Source organism: Microbulbifer epialgicus (assembly GCF_041447265.1).
In the GTDB taxonomy this organism is placed as follows: Bacteria; Pseudomonadota; Gammaproteobacteria; order Pseudomonadales; family Cellvibrionaceae; genus Microbulbifer; species Microbulbifer epialgicus.
In genome coordinates this window covers 87389-105915 of sequence record NZ_JBGMEK010000010.1, presented here as the reverse complement: position 1 = coordinate 105915, position 18527 = coordinate 87389, and the positions used below count along the sequence as shown (strand labels likewise).

Genomic DNA, 18527 nt, shown 5'->3' with positions numbered 1-18527 from the left:
CGTTTTCAAATTTACGAAGGAAGTATGAATGCCGATAGGCTGATTGACTTTCTTAAGCGATTGATCAAAACAGCGGGGCGTAAAGTTTACCTCATTCTGGACAATCTTAGGGTACATCATGCACGATTTGTTAAAGCTTGGCTGGCAGAGCACGAGGATGAGATAGAAATTTATTATTTACCATCATATTCACCTGAACTGAATCCAGATGAGTATTTGAATTGCGACCTTAAAGGGGGCGTTCACAGTGGCATGCCAGCCCGATCCAAGGAGAAGCTAAAAAGGAAAGTGCTTTCTCACATGAGAATGTTACAAAAGAAGCCCGCGCGTGTAGCAGCCTACTTCCGACACGAATCAATTAGGTACGCAGCATAACTGAACTATTTGTCCGCCGGGTTAATATATCCAGCGATTGAAGCCAGCCAGATGGCCCCTGGCGAAGGAGATGTGGAACTTTATCTCAGCGGGGTAAAGCCATATATGGAGCTGGAAATTCAAAGTGCGGCACAAAAACTCAAAGCGGGAGAATCTTTAGACTGGCGTATCCATTGGATGTTAGTTGAATTGCCTGAAAATTTAGAGGTAGAAGTTGGCTCTGCCTCTTTGTTGGATTTTGTCCGTCGTGAAGTTGAACGGACAGGGGGCAATATAGCACTTATTAACTGATTTTCCAGCTTATATTTAAGGACGCCGCTAAAAATTACACTTTCATCAATTTTATCGCCCTGCAGCCCTCATTGGTTGATATAGTTGGGCAGCAAAATAGTAATTAGCGGTGCCCATATGTCTTTTTCAAAGTATAGGGCGTAAAGATCTAAAGTTGAAGTTGGGCGGAAGCGTCACTACTGGGTCAGAAAGAATACACTGTACTCGAATCGCGCTGTGAATACATCCCTGTAAGCTCGTAATCGGCATCCATGTCTCATACGGTCCCGAGTGCAGTGTATTCTTTATTCCTGCGGCTGCTATCAGTGAATCTATGGCTTTGAAAGGTAAGCCTGAATGTAGCCATCAAGCCCTTTTTTGGATGCCTTAAGGGCTTCTATAGATGACATGCCATCGGGATATTCTTCCTGCTCTAGAATAATCCACTTGGTTCCGCCTGTTGTTGCAGTTGCCTTTAGAACTGACATCCAGTCGGTCGTATCTTCGCCGATTATTGGTTTGCCCGTTGCAGCTTCTTTTGGGATACGTGCTTTAAAGTGAGTGCTGTAAGCGCGTCCAGGATAACGTTCAAGATAGCTCACTGGGTTTTTACCCGCGGCTACAACCCAGCCAATATCCAACTGCAGAATGAACTCTTGATCGGTAGATGTGGCGATCAGATCCCAAAAAGTGGACTCTCGGAATGGCTGAAATTCACCATCGTGGTTATGGAATCCAAATTTTAAGGAGCGCTCAGTGACACCCTGATGAGCAGTGCGTAACTGCAAAATCAGTTCATCTATTTGTTGTGGGTCCCAACTTCGGGGGTCCCAGCCTACAATCAGATATTCTGCCCCGAGAGTTTTATAAAAGGAAACCGTGTTTTCGATGGATTCCGATTGTAGATGATGAATGGGAATATGCGCTCCGCTGACTTTAAGGCCTATAGCATCGAGAAGTTTGCGCAGCTCTGTTGGTTTGTTTCTATAGGGCCCTAACTCTCCGGCGAACTCTACAGCATTAAATCCCGCATTTTTAACCGCTTTCAGAGTCCCTGTAAAATCCTTCTTGAGTTCACCTTTTACCGACCATAATTGTACACCGATGTTTGGTAGATAGTTATTGTCTGTATCTTCAAAACTCTCTGCAAGCAGTGGGCATGGTGATAATAAAAGTACACTTAGCCATATGTAAAAAAAGTTTTTAAGTAACATGATTATATTCTCCCTGAAGAAAGTTCATCAGCTGCATAGTGGGCAGCACGGGCAGTTATTGCCATAAAGGTCAATGAGGGATTCTGCACCGCCGATGAGGTGAAGCAGGACCCATCGGTAATAAACAGGTTTGGAATGTCGTGGGACTGATTTTGGCCGTTTAAAACAGAGGTTTTTTTATTCCGCCCCATACGGGCCGTACCCACTTCATGAATAGCACTGCCGGGCGGTTTTTTGTCATTGGTGGTTTCGCCTGTGACTTCTGCCAAGCCCAGCTCGCGGAGCATTTTCTGCATGGTTTCACTGGCATCCTCCATCATCAAACGCTCATTGTCCGACCACCGGCAGTCAATCTCTAGTTGCGGTATACCCCAATTGTCCTTTTTACTTGGGTGCAGACTTATATGATTGTGGTGACGTGGCAGCATCTCTCCTTGCGCGCTGATCCAGAAGCCCCAGCGGCCGGGCTGCTGAAGCCTGGCTTTAAAAGATTCGCCAATACCGTCAGTCTTTGTCATGGTTCGCCAGTCCTGACGGTAGGCGGTGCCAGCAATTTGATAGCCGCGCTTGTAGTGTTTTTGATAAAGTTCCGGTTTGTATTGAAAGTTCGGAATCAAAATTCCAGTAGGCCTGCGTCCAGAGTAATAGTCGTCCTGATACCCTTCAAGATATCCGTGTGCAGTTGCATTGTAGTTGTGGTCCATTAGATAGTGGCCGAGTACACCGGAACTGTTGGCGAGACCATTTGGAAAGTGTTTGTTGGCGGAGTTAAGCAATATTTGAGTGGAGCCCAGGGTGGAGGCACAGAGAAAGACAATCTCAGCTAGGAACTCACGCTGCTTGAGTGTGCGGCTGTCAATTACCCGCACTCCAGCAATCCGATTTCGGCGCTTATCGTAGATGAGGCTATGTACAATACTGTCGCTGGCAATATGTAGCCTGCCAGTTTTCATTGCTGCAGGTAGAGTTGCGCTTTGCGTAGAGAAATAACCACCAAATGAACAGCCTCTCTGGCACTGGTCGCGGGCTTGGCAATTGTATCTTCCGAGTGCGAGCTGGGTATCGTTCGGCTGGGTAAGGTGGGCGGCACGGCCGATAATAAAATGTTTATCTTTATGCTGTTTCCTAAATTTTTTCTGAAGGTCCTGCTCGCATCGATGCATCTCAAAAGGCGGCTGAAACTCTGAGTCTGGTAGCTGCGCTACGCCATCGGCATTTCCGCTGATGCCCACAAATTTTTCCACTCTGGAGTACCAGGGCGCCAGGTCTTTATAACGGATTGGCCAATCCACACCTTCACCATCTCGAAGATTACTGAGAAAATCATCCGGACCCAGGCGATAGCTCTGTCTGTGCCACAGCAGGCTCTTACCGCCGACTTGATTTCCGCGAATCCAGGTAAAATCTGTACCGGCTGTGGTGGTGTAGGGTAATTCGCTGTCTTTGCTGAAAAAGTGCTTGGTGGTGTCGTCGAATGCATAGCTGAGTCTTTGTACCGGGTAGTCCCTTTCAGCCTGATCGCGCGGCACCCGTGTGCGCAGGGCAAACTCCCAAGGCCCTTTGTTTTCTGTGATGTAGTCTTTGCGGTGCTGAACCATTCTGCCGCGGTCTACCAGCAGCGTGCGCAACCCCCTTTCAGTTATCTCTTTTGCTGCCCATCCCCCAGTAATGCCTGAGCCGATTACTATGGCGTTAAATACCTCGCTCTCCTTTTCAACTGCCAGGTGATCTGTTTGCATTGTGTTCCTCCTCGTTAGTATCGGGCCAGAGAGCCCCAGCCTTTACCTGTTTGCGCAAGTGGAATGGAGCCTTTGAAGCCGCCGGGGATAGCTTGGTAAGCAAGTTCTTGGGTGGCGCCTTCAAGGCTGGTGTAGTAGCCGAAACAGATTATGTGTTTGAGCACTTTGAACTGATCACGCTGGCTTGGGCTAAAGGGTGCATCACCGGCATCCAGGGCTCGAAGAAGGGGGGGCGGCAAGGGTTGTATCCAGCTCAGCAAAGCTGCGTCGATGAATACTGAAAGATCTCTCTTCCAACGATATAAGCGCATTGGAAACAAGCTGTTGATCCCGCTCGTCGGCGCATTTGGCAAGAAAGCGGTCGACAAAGAAATGACTTTGGGTTTCTGCCGCTCCTGGCGTCTCTGTTGCAGGAATTAACAAGCTACAAATCTGATAAACAGACGCCAGTTGTTCACTGGAAAAGTATTGAGCTTTATAAGGCTTATCTTTTATCTGGTTGAAAAAGCTGCTTGCGGCGGCCAATGCTGATGCATTGGTGTAAAGTGGTGCCATGGAACAGCCGGTTGCTGCGGCTAGCCCCTGCAGGAAATTACGTCGGTTCATTATCGTCTTCTCATTAGGTTTTTGGGCCAGATCTGATCAGGTAGAACTGAATCAGTGATCTCCCGACTTAGAAGCAGCTGCTCACTGAGGCTGCTGGAGTGCAGTTTGTACTGAATATGGAGGTGAGTCGTTCAATTGGCGGAATGAGCATGAATTTGAACGTAAAAATACAGGTAAAGCCTAAAACTGTACCCAGGAAAATGCCTGTCGATGCGGGAACTGGTACTTTAGAGATAATGGATAAGCCCCGGCTGAAAACAAGAGAGCTATGTGGGAGTTAGAGCGCGAATGGATGCTTTACTGTTCAATTTTCACGATATTGTCCTGTTGATGACCAGCTATCAGTGTGCCTTATTTGCTCTGCTGTTATTGGTGATTCGCCGGGATGGAAAAATCAGTAACAAGCTGCTCGCTCTGTTTCTTTTCTCGCAGGCAGCGATTCCCGTGGACATTCTGATCAGTTTTGGCGCAGGTTTTCGCCAGTGGTCTATCGAGACTTCTCCTAATCTTTTCTATGTGTTTGGTTTTGCCTTTTGGTTGGAAGGGCCCTTGTTGCTCTGGTATACCCGGTCATTGATTTATAAAAAGTTTCGGGTCGGAAGGCAGGACCTGTGGTTCCTAGCTCCCTTTATTGCTTATGCAGTTTATGAGTACTTTGCCTATTTCCGTTTCGATAATGAAGTCAAAACAGCACTGCTGTTGAGGGAGTACGAGCGGAGTCTTCCTCTACCTGATTTGTTATTGGGGCTGTTAAGGGAATTAATACGTGTACTATTTGGTACTTTGTGCCTGTTGGAGGTTCGAAGGTGCAGGCGGCGGATACGCGATACTTTTTCAAGTATTGAGAAGATCGATTTTACTTGGTTATTGGTGTTGCTTTGGGGCTTCCTGCTGGTGCGTATTTGGGCTGTGCTGATCAATATTGCCCTAACTGCGAACCTGTATTTGCAGGCCCCGGTAAATTTCAGTGCAATGGGGCTCGCGAGCAACTATGCGGTCTTTATCCTTGTCAGTGCAATGATTTTTTTCAGTCTCGGCTACTCCTCAATGTTCGAGGGATTTGAACGTGGCGAGAATAAGGCTAAGGGAGAACCGGAAAGTGCTGAAGATGGGTGCAAAAGCACTCCTCCTGTAGACATGGGGCTGGTGGCACGGATTGAAGATATTATGCAGCGGGAAAAACCATTTCTAGTGCAGGCACTGACCCTTGAGCAGCTCTCCAGCCAGTTGCAAATACCGCGGCGTTCGCTTTCTCAAACGATAAATCGTCACTATCAATGTAATTTCTTTGAATTTATTAACCGTTATCGAATCGATGAGGCCAAGCGCTTATTGAGAGATCCGGATAGCGCAGGGCTTACAGTGTTGGAAATCATGCTGGAGTCTGGATTTAACACCAAGGCGACTTTCAACTCTTTCTTTCGCAAAGTGGCGGGTATGACTCCAACCGAATATCGCAAACTCAGCGAAGATGATTTGCCGGCGGGCCTGCCCAGCGCTGTGGAAGCGGGTTAGCATCCTGACCTGGCTTGCTTTCAAATCACTCGCAGCTTGTCCAGGTGGGTATACTTTGGCGGATTTTAATTTCAGGTTTACCCATCAGTGACTACTCCAGCTTCCCACAATGGACTGCCGGCACTTTTACAGGCGGCGCTGCATCGCCATCCCGCTCAGGGGCGCCTTTGGCTTGGGTTTTCAGGTGGCCTCGATTCTACCGTACTCCTCCACTTATTAGTTAGCTGCAAGATTCCTGTGCAGGCTGTGCATGTGCATCACGGCCTGAGTGTTAATGCAGACAGGTGGCAAGCCCAGTGCCGGCAAACAGCAGCAGCACTTGGGGTATGTTTTACCTCAGTGCAGGTGCAGGTTGATAGAGGGGATGGTGGGCTTGAACAGGGAGCTCGTAGCGCCAGATATCGAGCTTTCTCCCAGGTGATGTCCGCCGGAGATCAGATTCTGCTCGGCCATCACGGTGATGATCAGGCCGAGACCTTTATCTTGAGACTGATGCGTGGTGCCGGTGTGTTGGGACTATCGGGCATGCAGGAGTGGCGCCCTATGGACGAGGGTAAGACACTTCTGCGCCCTTTGCTTAAGGCTGGGCGCTCTGACTTGGAAGCCTGGGCCAGGGATCACGGGCTCAGCTGGATTGAGGATGAGAGTAATAACGATGAATCCCTGGAGCGTAACTATATTCGCCGTCGTATTCAGCCATTGTTAGCAGCCCGTTGGCCGGCGCGACAACAAATTGTTCGGGCGGTGGAAAATCTGCGTGAATCCGTTGAGCTGTTACAGGAGTTTGCGAGTGAAGACCTGAAAAAATGTGGATTGCGAGACGAGCGTTTAGGGCAGAGCCTGGCTATAGAGCCGTTTGCAGCAATGAGTGGAGCGCGCAGAAAAAACCTTCTTCGCAACTGGGTGTTAGAGCGGGGGGGCACGGCGCCGGAATCTGCTTCATTGTCGCAAGCGCTGGAGCAGGTATTCAATGCGGCTGTGGATGCTCGGATTGAAGTCGCACTGGGAGGGCTGGTTGTGAGGCGCTACCAGAACCGCCTGTACCTGACGCCGGTACTACCACCTCTGGGCTTGAGCGGCGAAGGCCAATGGCATTGGGATGGTTCTTCAGACCTGAATTTGCCGGGAGGGGGAGTTCTTGCCCCTACAGCTGGCTGGCCGGCTTCAGACTATGAGGTTTGCTATCGTAGGGGGGGCGAGCGAGCGCACCCAGTGGGGCGTGCGCACTCCCAGACCTTGAAGAAGCTTCTGCAGGAGAGGGGGCTGGAGCCCTGGCTGCGTGATAGAGTACCGCTGGTCTATCGCGCGAGGGAGTTGTTGGCAGTTGGCGACCTGTTTACCTGCCGTGCGGATACCCCAGCTCCGCCGCGCCCACCTTCTTGGCGGTTTTTCGATTGAGTGGAAAGGGGTTTTCTGCTACCCTGGCGCCCCGTCTCAAAGGCACCGGGAGAAGCTGGATTATCCGCCCGGGCCAGCCCTGTAAGCTCGACATTCATCGAGCGCTCAACTGACCAAGGTTTTGCATGACGCGCTATATTTTTGTAACTGGTGGCGTGGTTTCCTCGTTGGGGAAAGGTATCGCCTCCGCCTCTTTGGCCGCCATTCTCGAGGCCCGTGGCCTCAAGGTTACCATCCTCAAACTGGACCCCTACATCAACGTAGACCCGGGTACCATGAGCCCCTTCCAGCACGGTGAGGTGTACGTCACCGAGGATGGTGCCGAGACTGACCTGGACCTGGGTCACTATGAACGCTTTATCCGTACGCGGATGTCCAAGCGCAACAACTTTACCACCGGCCGTGTGTACGAGACTGTGCTGCGCAAAGAGCGCCGCGGTGATTATTTAGGCGGTACTGTGCAGGTGATCCCCCATATTACCGACGAGATCAAGCGCCGCGTTGTGGAAGGTGGCCGCGATGTTGATGTGGCTATTGTTGAGATCGGTGGCACCGTGGGTGACATCGAATCCCAGCCATTCCTGGAATCCGTACGTCAGCTGCGTGTGGAAATGGGCACCAACCGCGCCCTGCTGATCCACCTGAGCTATGTACCGTTTATCTCCACTGCCGGTGAAACCAAAACCAAGCCGACTCAGCACTCTGTAAAAGAGCTGCGCTCTATCGGCTTGCAGCCAGATATCCTGCTGTGCCGCTCCGAGCGCGAGATTGATGAAGATTCCCGCCGCAAGATCGCATTGTTCACCAATGTTGAAGAGCGGGCTGTTGTACCGCTACCCGATGCTAAGACTATCTATGGCGTACCGCGTCTGCTGCACGGTTATGGCCTCGACGATATCGTTGTGGAGAAGCTGCAGCTGGAATGCCAGGCACCAGACCTGTCCGAGTGGGACGAAGTGGTGGATGGCAAGCTGAACCCTCAGCACGAAGTGAAAATTGCCATGGTTGGCAAATACATGGAGCTGCTGGACGCATACAAGTCCCTGATCGAGTCTCTCACCCACGCGGGTATCAAGCACCGCTGCAAAGTGGATATCGATTTTATCAATGCTGAAGACGTTGAGGGCGAGAATGGCATTGACCTGATCAAGGATGCCGATGCGATCCTGGTTCCTGGTGGATTCGGTGAACGCGGCTTAGAGGGCAAGCTGGAGTCTGTACGCTACGCCCGTGAAAACAATATTCCTTACCTGGGCATCTGTCTCGGTTTGCAGTCTGTGGTGATCGAGTTCGCGCGCAATGTGCTCGGCCTCGAAGGTGCCAACAGTACTGAATTCAATACCAAGACCCCGCACCCGGTGATCGGCCTGATCACCGAGTGGATCGATAGCGAAGGCAAGATCGAGAAGCGCGATGAGCAGTCTGACCTCGGTGGTACCATGCGCCTGGGTGGTCAGGAATGTCGCTTGGCCAAAGACTCCAAGGCCCGTGATATCTACGGTGCCGACGTGATCGTGGAGCGCCACCGCCACCGCTACGAAGTGAACAACAATTACGTTGACCGCCTGCAGCAAGCCGGCTTGAAAATTGGCGGCTGGTCTGCAGACGATACCCTGGTAGAAATGGTTGAATTGCCGAACCACCCCTGGTTCGTTGCTTGTCAGTTCCACCCGGAATTTACCTCTACCCCGCGCGACGGCCACCCGCTGTTCGAAAGTTTTATTGCCGCCGCAATGAAGCAGCGTGAAAACCAGGGCTAAACAGTAATTCCACCCCTGGCCCAGGTGGCTAGGGGTGAGATATCAGGGAGCTGATAGTGAAAACCATTGAAGTCGGAAATATCCAGGTTGCCAACGACAAGCCTTTTGTCCTGTTTGGCGGCATGAATGTACTGGAGTCCCGCGATCTGGCGATGCAGGTGGCTGAGCATTACGTAAAAGTCACCGAAAAGCTGGGTATTCCCTATATTTTCAAAGCGTCTTTTGACAAGGCCAACCGCTCGTCCATTCATTCCTATCGTGGACCGGGAATGGAAGAGGGTCTTAAGATTTTCCAGGAAATCAAAGGCACATTTAATATTCCCCTGATTACCGATATCCACGAGCAATACCAAGCTGCGCCCGTGGCTGAAGTGGTGGACATTATCCAACTGCCGGCATTCCTGGCCCGCCAGACCGACCTGGTTGCGGCCATGGCGGCAACTGGCGCGGTGATCAATGTCAAAAAACCGCAGTTTATGAGTCCGCCGCAAGTGAAAAATGTGGTGGAAAAATTTGCTGAGTGCGGTAACGAAAATATTATTTTGTGTGAGCGCGGTGCCTGCTTTGGCTACGACAATCTGGTTGTCGATATGCTCGGTTTTCGTACCATGATCGATGCCTCCGGTGGCGCCCCCCTGATTTTTGATGTGACTCATGCACTGCAAATGCGTGATCCCTCGGGTGCGGCCTCCGGTGGTCGTCGCGCGCAGGTGACAGAACTCGGTCGTGCAGGACTTGCAATTGGCATTGCCGGCCTGTTTCTCGAGGCGCACCCGAACCCGGATAAAGCCCTGTGCGATGGCCCCAGTGCGCTGCCACTGGAGAAATTGGAACCTTTCCTGGCCCAGATGAAAGCGGTGGATGACCTGATCAAAGGTTTTGTGCCACTGGACACGAAATAATAGTAAGAAAATATATTGCACGTTCTGGCTGGGCGTGCCGTGCTTAAAACTCCGCTATTTTCCCCGCACATTCAAAGCTGCGGGCAGATACCGGTAATGATTTGAAGTCGGGCACTGCCGCAGTCAGCAAGATAACACGTGCGATAGTTTGAAAATTTACTCTCAGAAAGTAACTCTTTTCAGTTAGTCACTACTTTAGTTATTACCAATACGGAGCCCATTGTTGATGAGCAAGATTGTCGCTGTTAAAGCCTATGAAGTGCTGGATTCCCGCGGTAACCCTACCGTTGAAGCCGATGTAATCCTGGAAGACGGTTCTATCGGTTCCGCCTGTGCTCCCTCTGGCGCATCCACCGGCTCTCGTGAAGCGCTTGAATTGCGCGATGGTGACAAGAGTCGCTACCTGGGTAAGGGTGTCCTGAAGGCTGTTGAAAACATCAATACCACTATTGCCGACTTGCTGAAAGGTATGGACGCATCTGATCAGCGTGCCCTCGATAAGGCGATGATCGATACAGATGGCACTGAAAACAAAGCTAATTTGGGTGCCAACGCTATCCTGGCGGTATCCCTGGCGGCTGCAAAAGCGGCAGCGGCATCCAAGAAGGTCCCACTGTACCAGCATATTGCAGAAGTAAATGGGACTGCGGGCCAATACTCCATGCCAGTTCCCATGATGAATATCCTCAATGGCGGTGAGCACGCCGATAACAATGTGGATATCCAGGAGTTCATGGTACAGCCAGTAAAAGCAAAAACGTTTGCTGAAGCCCTGCGTCAGGGTGCTGAGATTTTCCACTCCCTGAAAAAGGTGCTGTCCAGCAACAAACTCAACACTGCGGTTGGTGATGAGGGCGGCTTCGCTCCAAACCTGCCTTCTAACGAGGCGGCTCTAAAAGTGATCGCTGAAGCTGTAGAAAAAGCCGGCTACACCCTGGGTGACGATATTACCCTGGCCCTGGATTGTGCGTCTTCTGAATTCTACAAAGATGGCAAGTATGACCTAGCCGGTGAAGGCAAACAGTTTGATAGCGAAGGTTTTGCCAGCTACTTGGCTGATCTGTCCTCGAACTACCCCATCCTGTCTATCGAAGATGGTATGGATGAGAGTGACTGGGAAGGCTGGAAGGTGCTGACCGACAAGATCGGTGAGAAAGTACAGTTGGTAGGTGACGATCTGTTTGTGACAAATACCAAAATTCTCAAAGAGGGTATTGAGAAAGGCGTGGGTAACTCTATCCTGATCAAGTTCAACCAGATCGGCTCTCTGTCTGAAACCTTGGATGCGATTAAGATGGCTAAAGATGCGGGCTACACCGCAGTAATCTCCCACCGGTCTGGTGAAACCGAAGACACTACTATTGCAGATTTGGCAGTTGCCACTGCAGCGGGCCAGATCAAAACCGGCTCACTGTGCCGCTCTGATCGAGTAGCCAAGTACAACCGCCTGTTGCGTATTGAGGCCGAACTGAATGGTGCCGCTCCTTATCGCGGCCGCGTTGAATTCAAGTAGTTATTACTGTTTAGCGCACGCAAGCTGGAGGGGCAGGTTTCCTCTCCAGCTCGCTTTAATACGATCAGTGAAATTTCGTAATCTCGCATGAAATGGCTGCTAGCAATTCTTACCACCATACTGCTCGCCACTCAGTATCGACTCTGGGTTGGTAAAGGCAGTCTCGCCGAAGTTACTCGTCTCAAGCGGCAGCTTGTCCAACAACAGGAAAAGAACTCAGCCCTGGTGCGGGAAAATCGCCAGTTATTAAGGGAAGTTCGAAGCCTTAAGGTGGGCACCGATGGTGTAGAGGCTAAGGCACGCTATGACTTGGGATTAATTAAGGAAGGGGAAACCCTTTTTATCTTCCTGGATTCGGAAGAGGCTAAAAAGTGATCACAGATTATTGGGTGGTAGTGCCCGCTGCTGGTGCTGGTAAGCGCATGGGCGCCGATCGGCCCAAGCAGTATTTGCCTTTGCTTGGGCGACCCCTGTTGTCCCTGACTTTACACAATATTTTAAGTTGGCCGGGATTGGCCGGAATTGTTGTTGCTTTGTCTGGGGAGGATAAATTTTTCCCGTATTTGAAGGAGGCTAAACATCCTCTTGTACATACCGTTACCGGCGGTGAAGAGCGTGCAGATTCCGTACTCGCCGCGTTACAGTTTCTTCTGGAGCGGGAGGATGAAGACACCCCTGTGCTGGTCCATGATGCTGCACGCCCCTGTGTGGCATTAGATGATATCGCCGCATTGTTGGATATCAGCACCTCCACAATTGCACTTCTTGCACGGCCGGCCAGTGATACGGTTAAACATAGTCTTAGTGTGCATGGCGTTCCCTGCGTGGAACAGACACTTGATCGCACACAGATTTGGCTGGCACAGACACCGCAGCGAGCACCTCTTGGGCTATTACATTCCTGCCTGAGTCGCGCTTTGGAGCAGGGCGAAATGGTCACCGATGAGGCCAGCGCACTGGAGGCCTACGGTCATTCCCCACAACTTGTTGAAGGGCAGGGTGACAATATTAAAGTGACCCGTCCCTCCGATATCCTAGTGGCGGAGACCATTTTGCGCCTGCGCTATGCGCCCACCGAGGATAACCGATAGTGAATTTTCGAATTGGCCAGGGCTTTGACGTTCATGCGTTTGGTCCCGGTAATCATGTTGTGCTCGGCGGGGTAGAAATTCCCCATAAACATGGGTTGAAGGCCCATTCCGATGGCGACGTACTTTTGCACGCATTGGCAGATGCGTTGTTGGGCGCCCTGGCTCTAGGAGATATCGGCCAGCACTTTCCCGACACCGACGAGCGATATTCCGGTGCTGACAGCCGCGTATTACTACGGCACGTTGTCGCTCTTCTCAACGAAAAAGGCTATTGCCTGGTGAATGCGGATACCACTCTGGTTGCCCAGGCGCCAAAGATGGCACCGCACATTGAAGCTATGCGTCGTAATATTGCCACTGACTGTGGTGTAGATGTCACGGATATCAGTGTGAAAGCGACAACCACAGAAAAGCTTGGGTTTACAGGACGGGGTGAAGGGGTTGCAGCTCAGGCTGTTGTTTTGATTGAGCGCAATCATGTCTGACACCTGGAACCTGGACTGGTCCCGCGCTTTGGGCGGGGCCGCAATTTCTGCAGACTTTCGTACTGAACCGGAAGACTTTATTGTCGATGAGTTGGCATTTCCCGAGCCCTCTGAAAGTGGAGAGCATGTTTATCTTCATATTAAAAAGCGGGGAGCAAACACCGCCTGGGTGGCAAAACAACTTGCCAAGCTCGCAGGCGTGCGCCCCCTGGATATCAGCTATTTTGGGTTGAAAGACCGGCACGCGATTACCACCCAGTGGTTTAGTGTATGGCTCGGGCAAAAGCCTGAGGCAGACTGGTTGCAAATAAATAGCGATGAAAATGTAGTGCTACAGCATTTTCGAGGCGCGCGTAAGCTGCGCCGCGGTGAACATGTTGGCAATCGATTCAAGATACGCTTGCGCAATACCCAAGGAGATCTAAAAGCGGCTGAGCGCGTACTCGAGCAGATCAGTGGCGGAGTGCCAAATTACTTTGGTGAGCAACGCTTTGGTATTAATGGTGGGAACCTGGACCAGGTGCGCCATCTGGCCGAGGAAGATGGCCGCTGCCGCAAGAATGAAAAGGCTTTTGCTATGTCAGCTGCCCGCAGCTGGCTATTTAACCAAGTCTTGGCAGAGAGAATTGGCAAAGGTAACTGGCAGGAGTGCCTGCAGGGGGAGCCCGAGGCCGAACCGACGGGCCCGCTTTGGGGGCGTGGCCGCAATCCCGCGACTGGTTTGCTAGGAGAACTGGAGCAGGGGGTGCTTGGCACTTGGCAGCCCTGGTGTAATTGGCTTGAGCACTGTGGACTCACTCAGGAGCGCCGCCAGTTGGCTCTGCGGCCCGAGGCATTTCGCTACCAATGGGAAGGGAGTGACCTAATACTTGAATTTGCCTTGCCACCAGGTGCATTTGCAACTGCACTACTGAGGGAGGTGGCTGAGCTGGTCAACGTGAACTCGGGCACATAAAATTCAGTATTGGAAGCGACGGGCGTGATACAGGGGATGGAATTTAACAGTTTATGAACCGCTTGAGACAAGAAGGGTTGGGAATGACCTCCCAGCGCACTCGCAATCGCCTGATACAGCGCCTGCGGGAAGAGGGAATCAGCAATGAGGAAGTCCTGGATGTAATGGCTTCTACCCCACGACACCTGTTTCTGGACGAAGCTCTGGCTATTCGTGCTTACGAGGATACAGCCCTGCCCATTGGCTATGGTCAGACCATTTCCCAGCCCTACATTGTTGCGCGTATGACTGAGCTGCTATTGAGTCGGGCCAAGTCCCTGCACCGGGTTCTGGAAGTGGGGACTGGTTCCGGCTATCAAAGCGCAATCCTTTCCCGCCTGGTTGAACAACTTTATTCTGTTGAGCGTGTCGAACCTCTACTGGAGCAGGCCCGAAAGCGCCTGACAGAGCTGGGCCATCACAATATTGAATACAAGCTGAGCAATGGTGGCTTCGGGTGGCCCGAAAAGGGGCCTTACGATGCAATCCTGGCGGCTGCCGCACCAGCGATGGTCCCTGACGAACTGAGGCAACAGCTGGCACCGGATGGGGTACTGGTTATCCCGGTGGGATCTGAACACCAGTATTTGACTATGGTGACTCGCCGCCAGGACAGTGATCAGTTTGATGTTGAAAAATTGGAAGCAGTGCGCTTTGTGCCGCTGCTTAGTGGTGTTGTTCGATGAAATTTGCTGAGGCCTTGAAAAGCCGCTACCCCGGTGTGGTACTCCGTGGCATGGCGATGGGGGCTGCGGATGTGGTTCCAGGTGTTTCCGGGGGAACTATTGCCTTTATTACCGGGATCTACCAGGAGTTACTGGATTCTCTTAGCCGAATTGGACCGCACTGTATTACTTTGCTTAGAAAGGACGGAATTAGCGCTACCTGGAAGTACATTAACGGTGGCTTTTTAGTGTCGTTGTTCCTCGGTGTGCTAATCAGTATTTTCAGTCTTGCCCGTTTGATTAGTGGGCTGCTGGAGGATTATCCTATTGTGGTGTGGTCCTTTTTCTTTGGGTTGGTTTTGGCTTCCACCATGCCAGTGCTGAGAAATATTCCCCGCTGGTCCCCATCAGTTTTTATTTTTCTATTGTTGGGGTGCGCCTTGGCGATTACCGTCAGTGAGTTGCGCCCGGGAGAAATTCCGGCAACACCGCTGACCCTGTTTTTATCGGGTGCTTTAGCTATTTGTGCCATGGCTCTTCCAGGCATTTCTGGCGCGTTTATATTGTTAATGATTGGGATTTATCCCAAAGTGCTATCTGCTGTGCACGAACTGCAAATAGTCAATTTATTTTGTTTTGCAGCAGGAGCGGCCGTGGGACTAATACTGTTTAGCCGACTGCTTTCCTGGTTGATGCGCATGTATATTGCCCGGACCCTGGCTTTTCTTGCCGGAATTTTACTCGGGAGCTTGAAAATAATATGGCCCTGGAAGCTACCGATATCCGGGGAAGTTGAAGCCTCCAGCAAGTTGGCACCACTGCTTGCGAATACTTTGCCTTCCAAATTTGTGGCTCAGACTGGAGAGGCGGCACATGCTGGTGCAGCACTGACCGCTGCACTTGTCGCAATACTTCTGGTCTTTGCAGTAGATTTTTTTGGTGGCACTCATCGGGAGAAATCCTGTGCCACGCCGCAATAAGATCTGGAAAATCTCGGTATGGCAGCGTTTTGTGAAGATTTTTCCGTAATTTTTGGAGCTTTTCTTTAGACACTTTTTCCATAAATGCGGTGGTCTGATGTAAAAAGAGAATAATGGAATGTCATCTTTTGCTACTTTCTAGAGGCCTCTTTTGGCGGAACAATAGCCTATACCTTGGTCATTTTTTGTCTAAGGTGTTAAAAATATTAAGTATCGGGGCTCTTTTGTTGCTTTTGGCTTCCTGTAGCAGCCACAGAGCCCCCACCAGTTCCCTGAAGCAACCTCCCGGTATTCGCCTCAACTACCATACTGTGAGCAAGGGAGACACGCTCTATTCGATCGCTTGGCGTTACGGTAAGGATTTTCGCCAGCTGGCGGCACTCAATGGGATAAGATCCCCCTACCAGATTTACCCGGGCCAGCGTTTGAAACTGGCCGGAACAGTCCCTGTAAGTGCCCCTTCAAGTTCTCGCAGCATCACGAAGAAAACCGTGAGCAAGCCGGCGGTTGCACAGAAACCCAGCTCAGCTGCCAGTAAAAAATCTTTAACACAAAAATCTCGGCGTCAAACAACGCAGACCAGGCGCTCAGGCTCAATTCGCTGGCGGTGGCCTGTACGGGGGCCGCTGCTGAGTCGCTTCCGCTCTGGAGACCCCTTGCGCAAGGGAGTTGATATCGCAGGAGAAAAGGGAGAATCTGTATTGGCAGCAGCCGATGGCACCGTTATCTACGCGGGTAGTGCGCTGAGAGGTTATGGAAAGCTGTTGATCGTTAAGCACAGTGAGATTTATCTCAGTGCTTACGCCCACAATCACAAGTTGTTGGTGAAAGAGGGCAGTAAAGTCAAAGCGGGACAACGGATAGCGGAACTGGGTTCGAGTGGTACCGACCGCAACATGCTCCACTTTGAAATTCGCAAAAACGGTCAGCCAGTAAACCCTCTTGCTTATTTACCTTAAGCCTGATGGGTGCAGTAAAGCTCTGTAAATAAAAATGGACTTTTAACTAATACCACTTGAGGTAGTCACTGTAATCGTGACGACTGAAGAGTCTGGCCGATTCAGTGGCTGTCGCCACATACTTAGGGCACCTGATTGCGTTTCAATCAGTTACCTTGGTGTGTTGTGCGGCTGATATTGGCAAAGTACAAGGAGCAGGGGAAATGGAAGCACAACGGCAAGACCAGTCGATGACTGGCCAGGCAGAAGACTTTCCTCCTGAGTTGGCGGTAGAGAATGAAGAGCAGAAACTAAGTAGCAGCGACGAGAGAGGTAAAGGCCGTACGCGGAGAAAAGCGGCAAAAAATAACTCCGTCTCCTCCCCCGGAGAGAAGAGCAGGATTACCAGGTTGGATGGCGATAGCCATCTGCAGAAGAACCTGGATGCTACTCAACTCTATCTGAATGAAATTGGTTTTTCTCCCCTATTGACCGCTGAAGAAGAGGTGTACTACGCACGTAAGGCCTTGCGAGGTGATGTTGCAGCGAGAAAGCGCATGATTGAGAGTAATCTGCGCCTTGTAGTGAAGATCGCTCGCCGTTATGTCAGCCGTGGCCTGGCTTTGCTGGATCTCATTGAAGAGGGCAATTTGGGGCTTATCCGCGCTGTAGAGAAGTTTGATCCTGAGCGCGGTTTCCGCTTTTCTACTTACGCCACTTGGTGGATACGTCAGACAATAGAACGAGCCATTATGAATCAGACTCGAACTATTCGCCTGCCAATTCACGTGGTAAAGGAACTGAATGTGTATCTCCGGGCATCCCGTGAGCTGGCGCAGAAGCTGGATCATGAGCCGTCCGCAGAAGAGATTGCCAACTTACTTGAAAAACCCGTTGAAGATGTTGAGAGGATGCTGGGACTCAATGAACGGGTAACTTCAGTGGATACTCCGATAGGCCCTTCATCGGAAAAGACTCTGGTGGATACTATCCCCGATCAGCAGGAGTCTGATCCGGCTGAATTGCTTCAGGATAGTGATCTCTTCGATAGTATTAACCGCTGGCTAGGAGAGCTTCCCGATAAGCAGTGTGAAGTAGTTTCGAGGCGATTTGGGTTGCGTGGCTTTGAAGCGAGCACTTTGGAAGAGGTTGGGAGAGAAATCGGCCTGACACGTGAGAGAGTTCGCCAGATTCAGGTTGATGCACTCAAACGCTTGCGTGAGGTGATGGAAAAGCAGGGGCTGGATGGGCTGTCTCTGTTCGGAAACCTTTAAATTTGGTCTTCAATAGAGGAAACCCCGCGAAGGCAGTATATTCGCGGGGTTTCCAGTATCAATCCAATTCAGATTGATACCAAGTGGCTCTATTTCTTAACCCAACGCCCAAGATTGTCTTGGTAATACTCTCCGGGAGAAACACGTGCCTCCAGTTTTTCAGCTGCACGTGCTGCCACCTGAGCGATATCAATATTATTGCTTTTGGCAATTTGTGCGTAAGCGGCCTTACGTTTTGTATTGACTTGTTTTACCAGCTTTTCCAATTCAGGGGAGCTGGCATCCACGATGGCGATATAACCGCTGTTGGCCTCTCCTACAAGGCCTTGGCTTTTGGCTTCGCCCAAGGAAATTGCGAGGGCTGGTAGCGCAATTACGAGGCCCAGCAGTAACAGAGATTTTTTCACAATATTCATGTCTTGCCTCTTTAGAAAATGCCTTCCTTGTCCTCAAACAAGGTATCTAGATCTCGGTCTACTTTGACACGGATCTCATGTTCAATCTTTACATTTAAGTTTACGGTAATCGGCTCACTGGGGGCTTTTACCGCCACCGTAGGGGTACACCCTGTGGCAACCATAGCGTATAGCAACCCTATGGGAATCAGCCGGCTGGCTCTCATCTGACACTCCTTACAATACCTCTCGGGTACCTTTCACTCTTTTGCATTTTCAGTAGTTGTCTCAACGTCAAGGCCCGGTTCGTCAATGATGTCGGGAGCGGCCACATTCCCTCATTGTATTGGTCAAACCTTAACCAGCTCTGAACAGGCAGGCCTTTGCACCTAACCAGAAGAGCCTACTTTACT

At 50.9% G+C, this 18527-nt stretch carries 21 protein-coding genes; 15 read left to right on the top strand and 6 right to left on the bottom strand.

The annotated features are described in order from the left end of the window. A partial coding sequence (locus ACCI49_RS07085) for a transposase (RefSeq protein WP_371837343.1) occupies positions 1-375 on the top strand: 375 nt, incomplete at its 5' end. Positions 376-447: 72 nt separating this feature from the next. Beyond that, positions 448-666: a hypothetical protein gene (locus ACCI49_RS07080; RefSeq protein ID WP_371838256.1), complete on the top strand. Its 219-nt coding sequence runs from the start codon at positions 448-450 to the stop codon at positions 664-666. Between the two features lie 311 nt (positions 667-977). On the opposite strand, the gene ACCI49_RS07075 is transcribed toward ACCI49_RS07080, so the two are convergent. Genes ACCI49_RS07075 through ACCI49_RS07060 form a run of 4 tightly spaced genes read right to left on the bottom strand, consistent with a single transcriptional unit; the run spans position 978 to position 4204 of the window. Then, entirely contained in the window at positions 978-1859 is an 882-nt protein-coding gene (locus ACCI49_RS07075) for a sugar phosphate isomerase/epimerase family protein (RefSeq protein WP_371838255.1), read from the bottom strand. A gap of 2 nt (positions 1860-1861) precedes the next feature. Beyond that, entirely contained in the window at positions 1862-3598 is a 1737-nt protein-coding gene (locus tag ACCI49_RS07070; protein ID WP_371838254.1) for a GMC oxidoreductase, read from the bottom strand. A gap of 14 nt (positions 3599-3612) precedes the next feature. Further along, positions 3613-3837: a gluconate 2-dehydrogenase subunit 3 family protein gene (locus tag ACCI49_RS07065; RefSeq protein ID WP_371838253.1), complete on the bottom strand. Its 225-nt coding sequence runs from the start codon at positions 3835-3837 to the stop codon at positions 3613-3615. Beyond that, the gene (locus ACCI49_RS07060) at positions 3800-4204 is read right to left on the bottom strand and encodes a gluconate 2-dehydrogenase subunit 3 family protein (protein WP_371838252.1); all 405 of its coding nucleotides are present in this window, start codon (positions 4202-4204) and stop codon (positions 3800-3802) included. Before ACCI49_RS07060 ends, ACCI49_RS07065 begins: the two co-directional genes overlap by 38 nt. A 288-nt stretch (positions 4205-4492) precedes the next feature. Between ACCI49_RS07060 and ACCI49_RS07055 the strand changes: the two genes are divergently transcribed. The 13 genes from ACCI49_RS07055 to rpoS all read left to right on the top strand — a co-directional run bounded on the left by ACCI49_RS07055 (position 4493) and on the right by rpoS (position 17719). Beyond that, positions 4493-5719 carry a helix-turn-helix domain-containing protein gene (locus tag ACCI49_RS07055; protein ID WP_371838250.1) on the top strand — a complete coding sequence of 409 codons (1227 nt, stop codon included), beginning with the start codon at positions 4493-4495 and terminating at the stop codon, positions 5717-5719. A gap of 87 nt (positions 5720-5806) precedes the next feature. Further along, positions 5807-7117 (top strand): tRNA lysidine(34) synthetase TilS, encoded by a 1311-nt coding sequence (gene tilS / locus ACCI49_RS07050; RefSeq protein ID WP_371838248.1) that lies wholly within the window; start codon positions 5807-5809, stop codon positions 7115-7117. 125 nt (positions 7118-7242) lie between these two features. Further along, positions 7243-8877, top strand: a complete 1635-nt coding sequence (gene pyrG, locus ACCI49_RS07045) for a CTP synthase (RefSeq protein ID WP_371838247.1) — start codon at positions 7243-7245, stop codon at positions 8875-8877. A gap of 56 nt (positions 8878-8933) precedes the next feature. Then, a complete protein-coding gene (kdsA, locus tag ACCI49_RS07040; RefSeq protein ID WP_371838246.1) occupies positions 8934-9779 on the top strand; it encodes a 3-deoxy-8-phosphooctulonate synthase in 846 nt (281 codons plus the stop codon). Between the two features lie 226 nt (positions 9780-10005). After that, positions 10006-11292, top strand: a complete 1287-nt coding sequence (gene eno, locus ACCI49_RS07035; RefSeq protein ID WP_371838245.1) for a phosphopyruvate hydratase — start codon at positions 10006-10008, stop codon at positions 11290-11292. An 87-nt stretch (positions 11293-11379) separates the two neighbouring features. Then, a complete protein-coding gene (locus tag ACCI49_RS07030) occupies positions 11380-11667 on the top strand; it encodes a septum formation initiator family protein (RefSeq protein WP_371838244.1) in 288 nt (95 codons plus the stop codon). Beyond that, positions 11664-12383 (top strand): 2-C-methyl-D-erythritol 4-phosphate cytidylyltransferase, encoded by a 720-nt coding sequence (ispD, locus tag ACCI49_RS07025; RefSeq protein WP_371838243.1) that lies wholly within the window; start codon positions 11664-11666, stop codon positions 12381-12383. Before ACCI49_RS07030 ends, ispD begins: the two co-directional genes overlap by 4 nt. Further along, positions 12383-12868, top strand: a complete 486-nt coding sequence (gene ispF, locus ACCI49_RS07020; protein ID WP_371838242.1) for a 2-C-methyl-D-erythritol 2,4-cyclodiphosphate synthase — start codon at positions 12383-12385, stop codon at positions 12866-12868. The genes ispD and ispF overlap by 1 nt, the downstream gene beginning before the upstream one ends. Beyond that, positions 12861-13823, top strand: a complete 963-nt coding sequence (gene truD, locus ACCI49_RS07015; RefSeq protein WP_371838241.1) for a tRNA pseudouridine(13) synthase TruD — start codon at positions 12861-12863, stop codon at positions 13821-13823. The genes ispF and truD overlap by 8 nt, the downstream gene beginning before the upstream one ends. A gap of 53 nt (positions 13824-13876) precedes the next feature. Next, the gene (locus ACCI49_RS07010; RefSeq protein ID WP_371838240.1) at positions 13877-14548 is read left to right on the top strand and encodes a protein-L-isoaspartate(D-aspartate) O-methyltransferase; all 672 of its coding nucleotides are present in this window, start codon (positions 13877-13879) and stop codon (positions 14546-14548) included. After that, a complete protein-coding gene (locus tag ACCI49_RS07005; protein WP_371838239.1) occupies positions 14545-15507 on the top strand; it encodes a DUF368 domain-containing protein in 963 nt (320 codons plus the stop codon). Before ACCI49_RS07010 ends, ACCI49_RS07005 begins: the two co-directional genes overlap by 4 nt. A 224-nt stretch (positions 15508-15731) precedes the next feature. Further along, complete coding sequence (locus ACCI49_RS07000) at positions 15732-16466, top strand: peptidoglycan DD-metalloendopeptidase family protein (protein ID WP_371838238.1); 735 nt, start codon at positions 15732-15734, stop codon at positions 16464-16466. 203 nt (positions 16467-16669) lie between these two features. Then, positions 16670-17719, top strand: coding sequence for an RNA polymerase sigma factor RpoS (rpoS, locus tag ACCI49_RS06995; protein WP_371838237.1), 1050 nt, complete (start codon positions 16670-16672; stop codon positions 17717-17719). A gap of 89 nt (positions 17720-17808) precedes the next feature. Here the strand turns inward: rpoS and ACCI49_RS06990 are convergent, their stop codons facing one another. Continuing rightward, positions 17809-18135 carry a YdbL family probable chaperone protein gene (locus ACCI49_RS06990; RefSeq protein WP_371838236.1) on the bottom strand — a complete coding sequence of 109 codons (327 nt, stop codon included), beginning with the start codon at positions 18133-18135 and terminating at the stop codon, positions 17809-17811. A gap of 11 nt (positions 18136-18146) precedes the next feature. Further along, on the bottom strand, positions 18147-18341 hold the full coding sequence (locus ACCI49_RS06985) for a YnbE family lipoprotein (RefSeq protein ID WP_371838235.1): 195 nt from the start codon (positions 18339-18341) through the stop codon (positions 18147-18149). Positions 18342-18527: the final 186 nt, after the last annotated feature.

Excerpts from the sequence above, each read along its gene's own strand:
- ACCI49_RS07075 (WP_371838255.1), bottom strand. The coding sequence starts at position 1,859 with ATGTTACTTAAAAACTTTTTTTACATATGGCTAAGTGTACTTTTATTA.
- ACCI49_RS07070 (WP_371838254.1), bottom strand. The coding sequence starts at position 3,598 with ATGCAAACAGATCACCTGGCAGTTGAAAAGGAGAGCGAGGTATTTAAC.
- ACCI49_RS07060 (WP_371838252.1), bottom strand. The coding sequence starts at position 4,204 with ATGAACCGACGTAATTTCCTGCAGGGGCTAGCCGCAGCAACCGGCTGT.
- ACCI49_RS07055 (WP_371838250.1), top strand. The coding sequence starts at position 4,493 with ATGGATGCTTTACTGTTCAATTTTCACGATATTGTCCTGTTGATGACC.
- pyrG (WP_371838247.1), top strand. The coding sequence starts at position 7,243 with ATGACGCGCTATATTTTTGTAACTGGTGGCGTGGTTTCCTCGTTGGGG.
- eno (WP_371838245.1), top strand. The coding sequence starts at position 10,006 with ATGAGCAAGATTGTCGCTGTTAAAGCCTATGAAGTGCTGGATTCCCGC.
- ACCI49_RS07030 (WP_371838244.1), top strand. The coding sequence starts at position 11,380 with ATGAAATGGCTGCTAGCAATTCTTACCACCATACTGCTCGCCACTCAG.
- truD (WP_371838241.1), top strand. The coding sequence starts at position 12,861 with ATGTCTGACACCTGGAACCTGGACTGGTCCCGCGCTTTGGGCGGGGCC.
- ACCI49_RS07010 (WP_371838240.1), top strand. The coding sequence starts at position 13,877 with ATGAACCGCTTGAGACAAGAAGGGTTGGGAATGACCTCCCAGCGCACT.
- ACCI49_RS07005 (WP_371838239.1), top strand. The coding sequence starts at position 14,545 with ATGAAATTTGCTGAGGCCTTGAAAAGCCGCTACCCCGGTGTGGTACTC.
- rpoS (WP_371838237.1), top strand. The coding sequence starts at position 16,670 with ATGGAAGCACAACGGCAAGACCAGTCGATGACTGGCCAGGCAGAAGAC.
- ACCI49_RS06990 (WP_371838236.1), bottom strand. The coding sequence starts at position 18,135 with ATGAATATTGTGAAAAAATCTCTGTTACTGCTGGGCCTCGTAATTGCG.
- ACCI49_RS06985 (WP_371838235.1), bottom strand. The coding sequence starts at position 18,341 with ATGAGAGCCAGCCGGCTGATTCCCATAGGGTTGCTATACGCTATGGTT.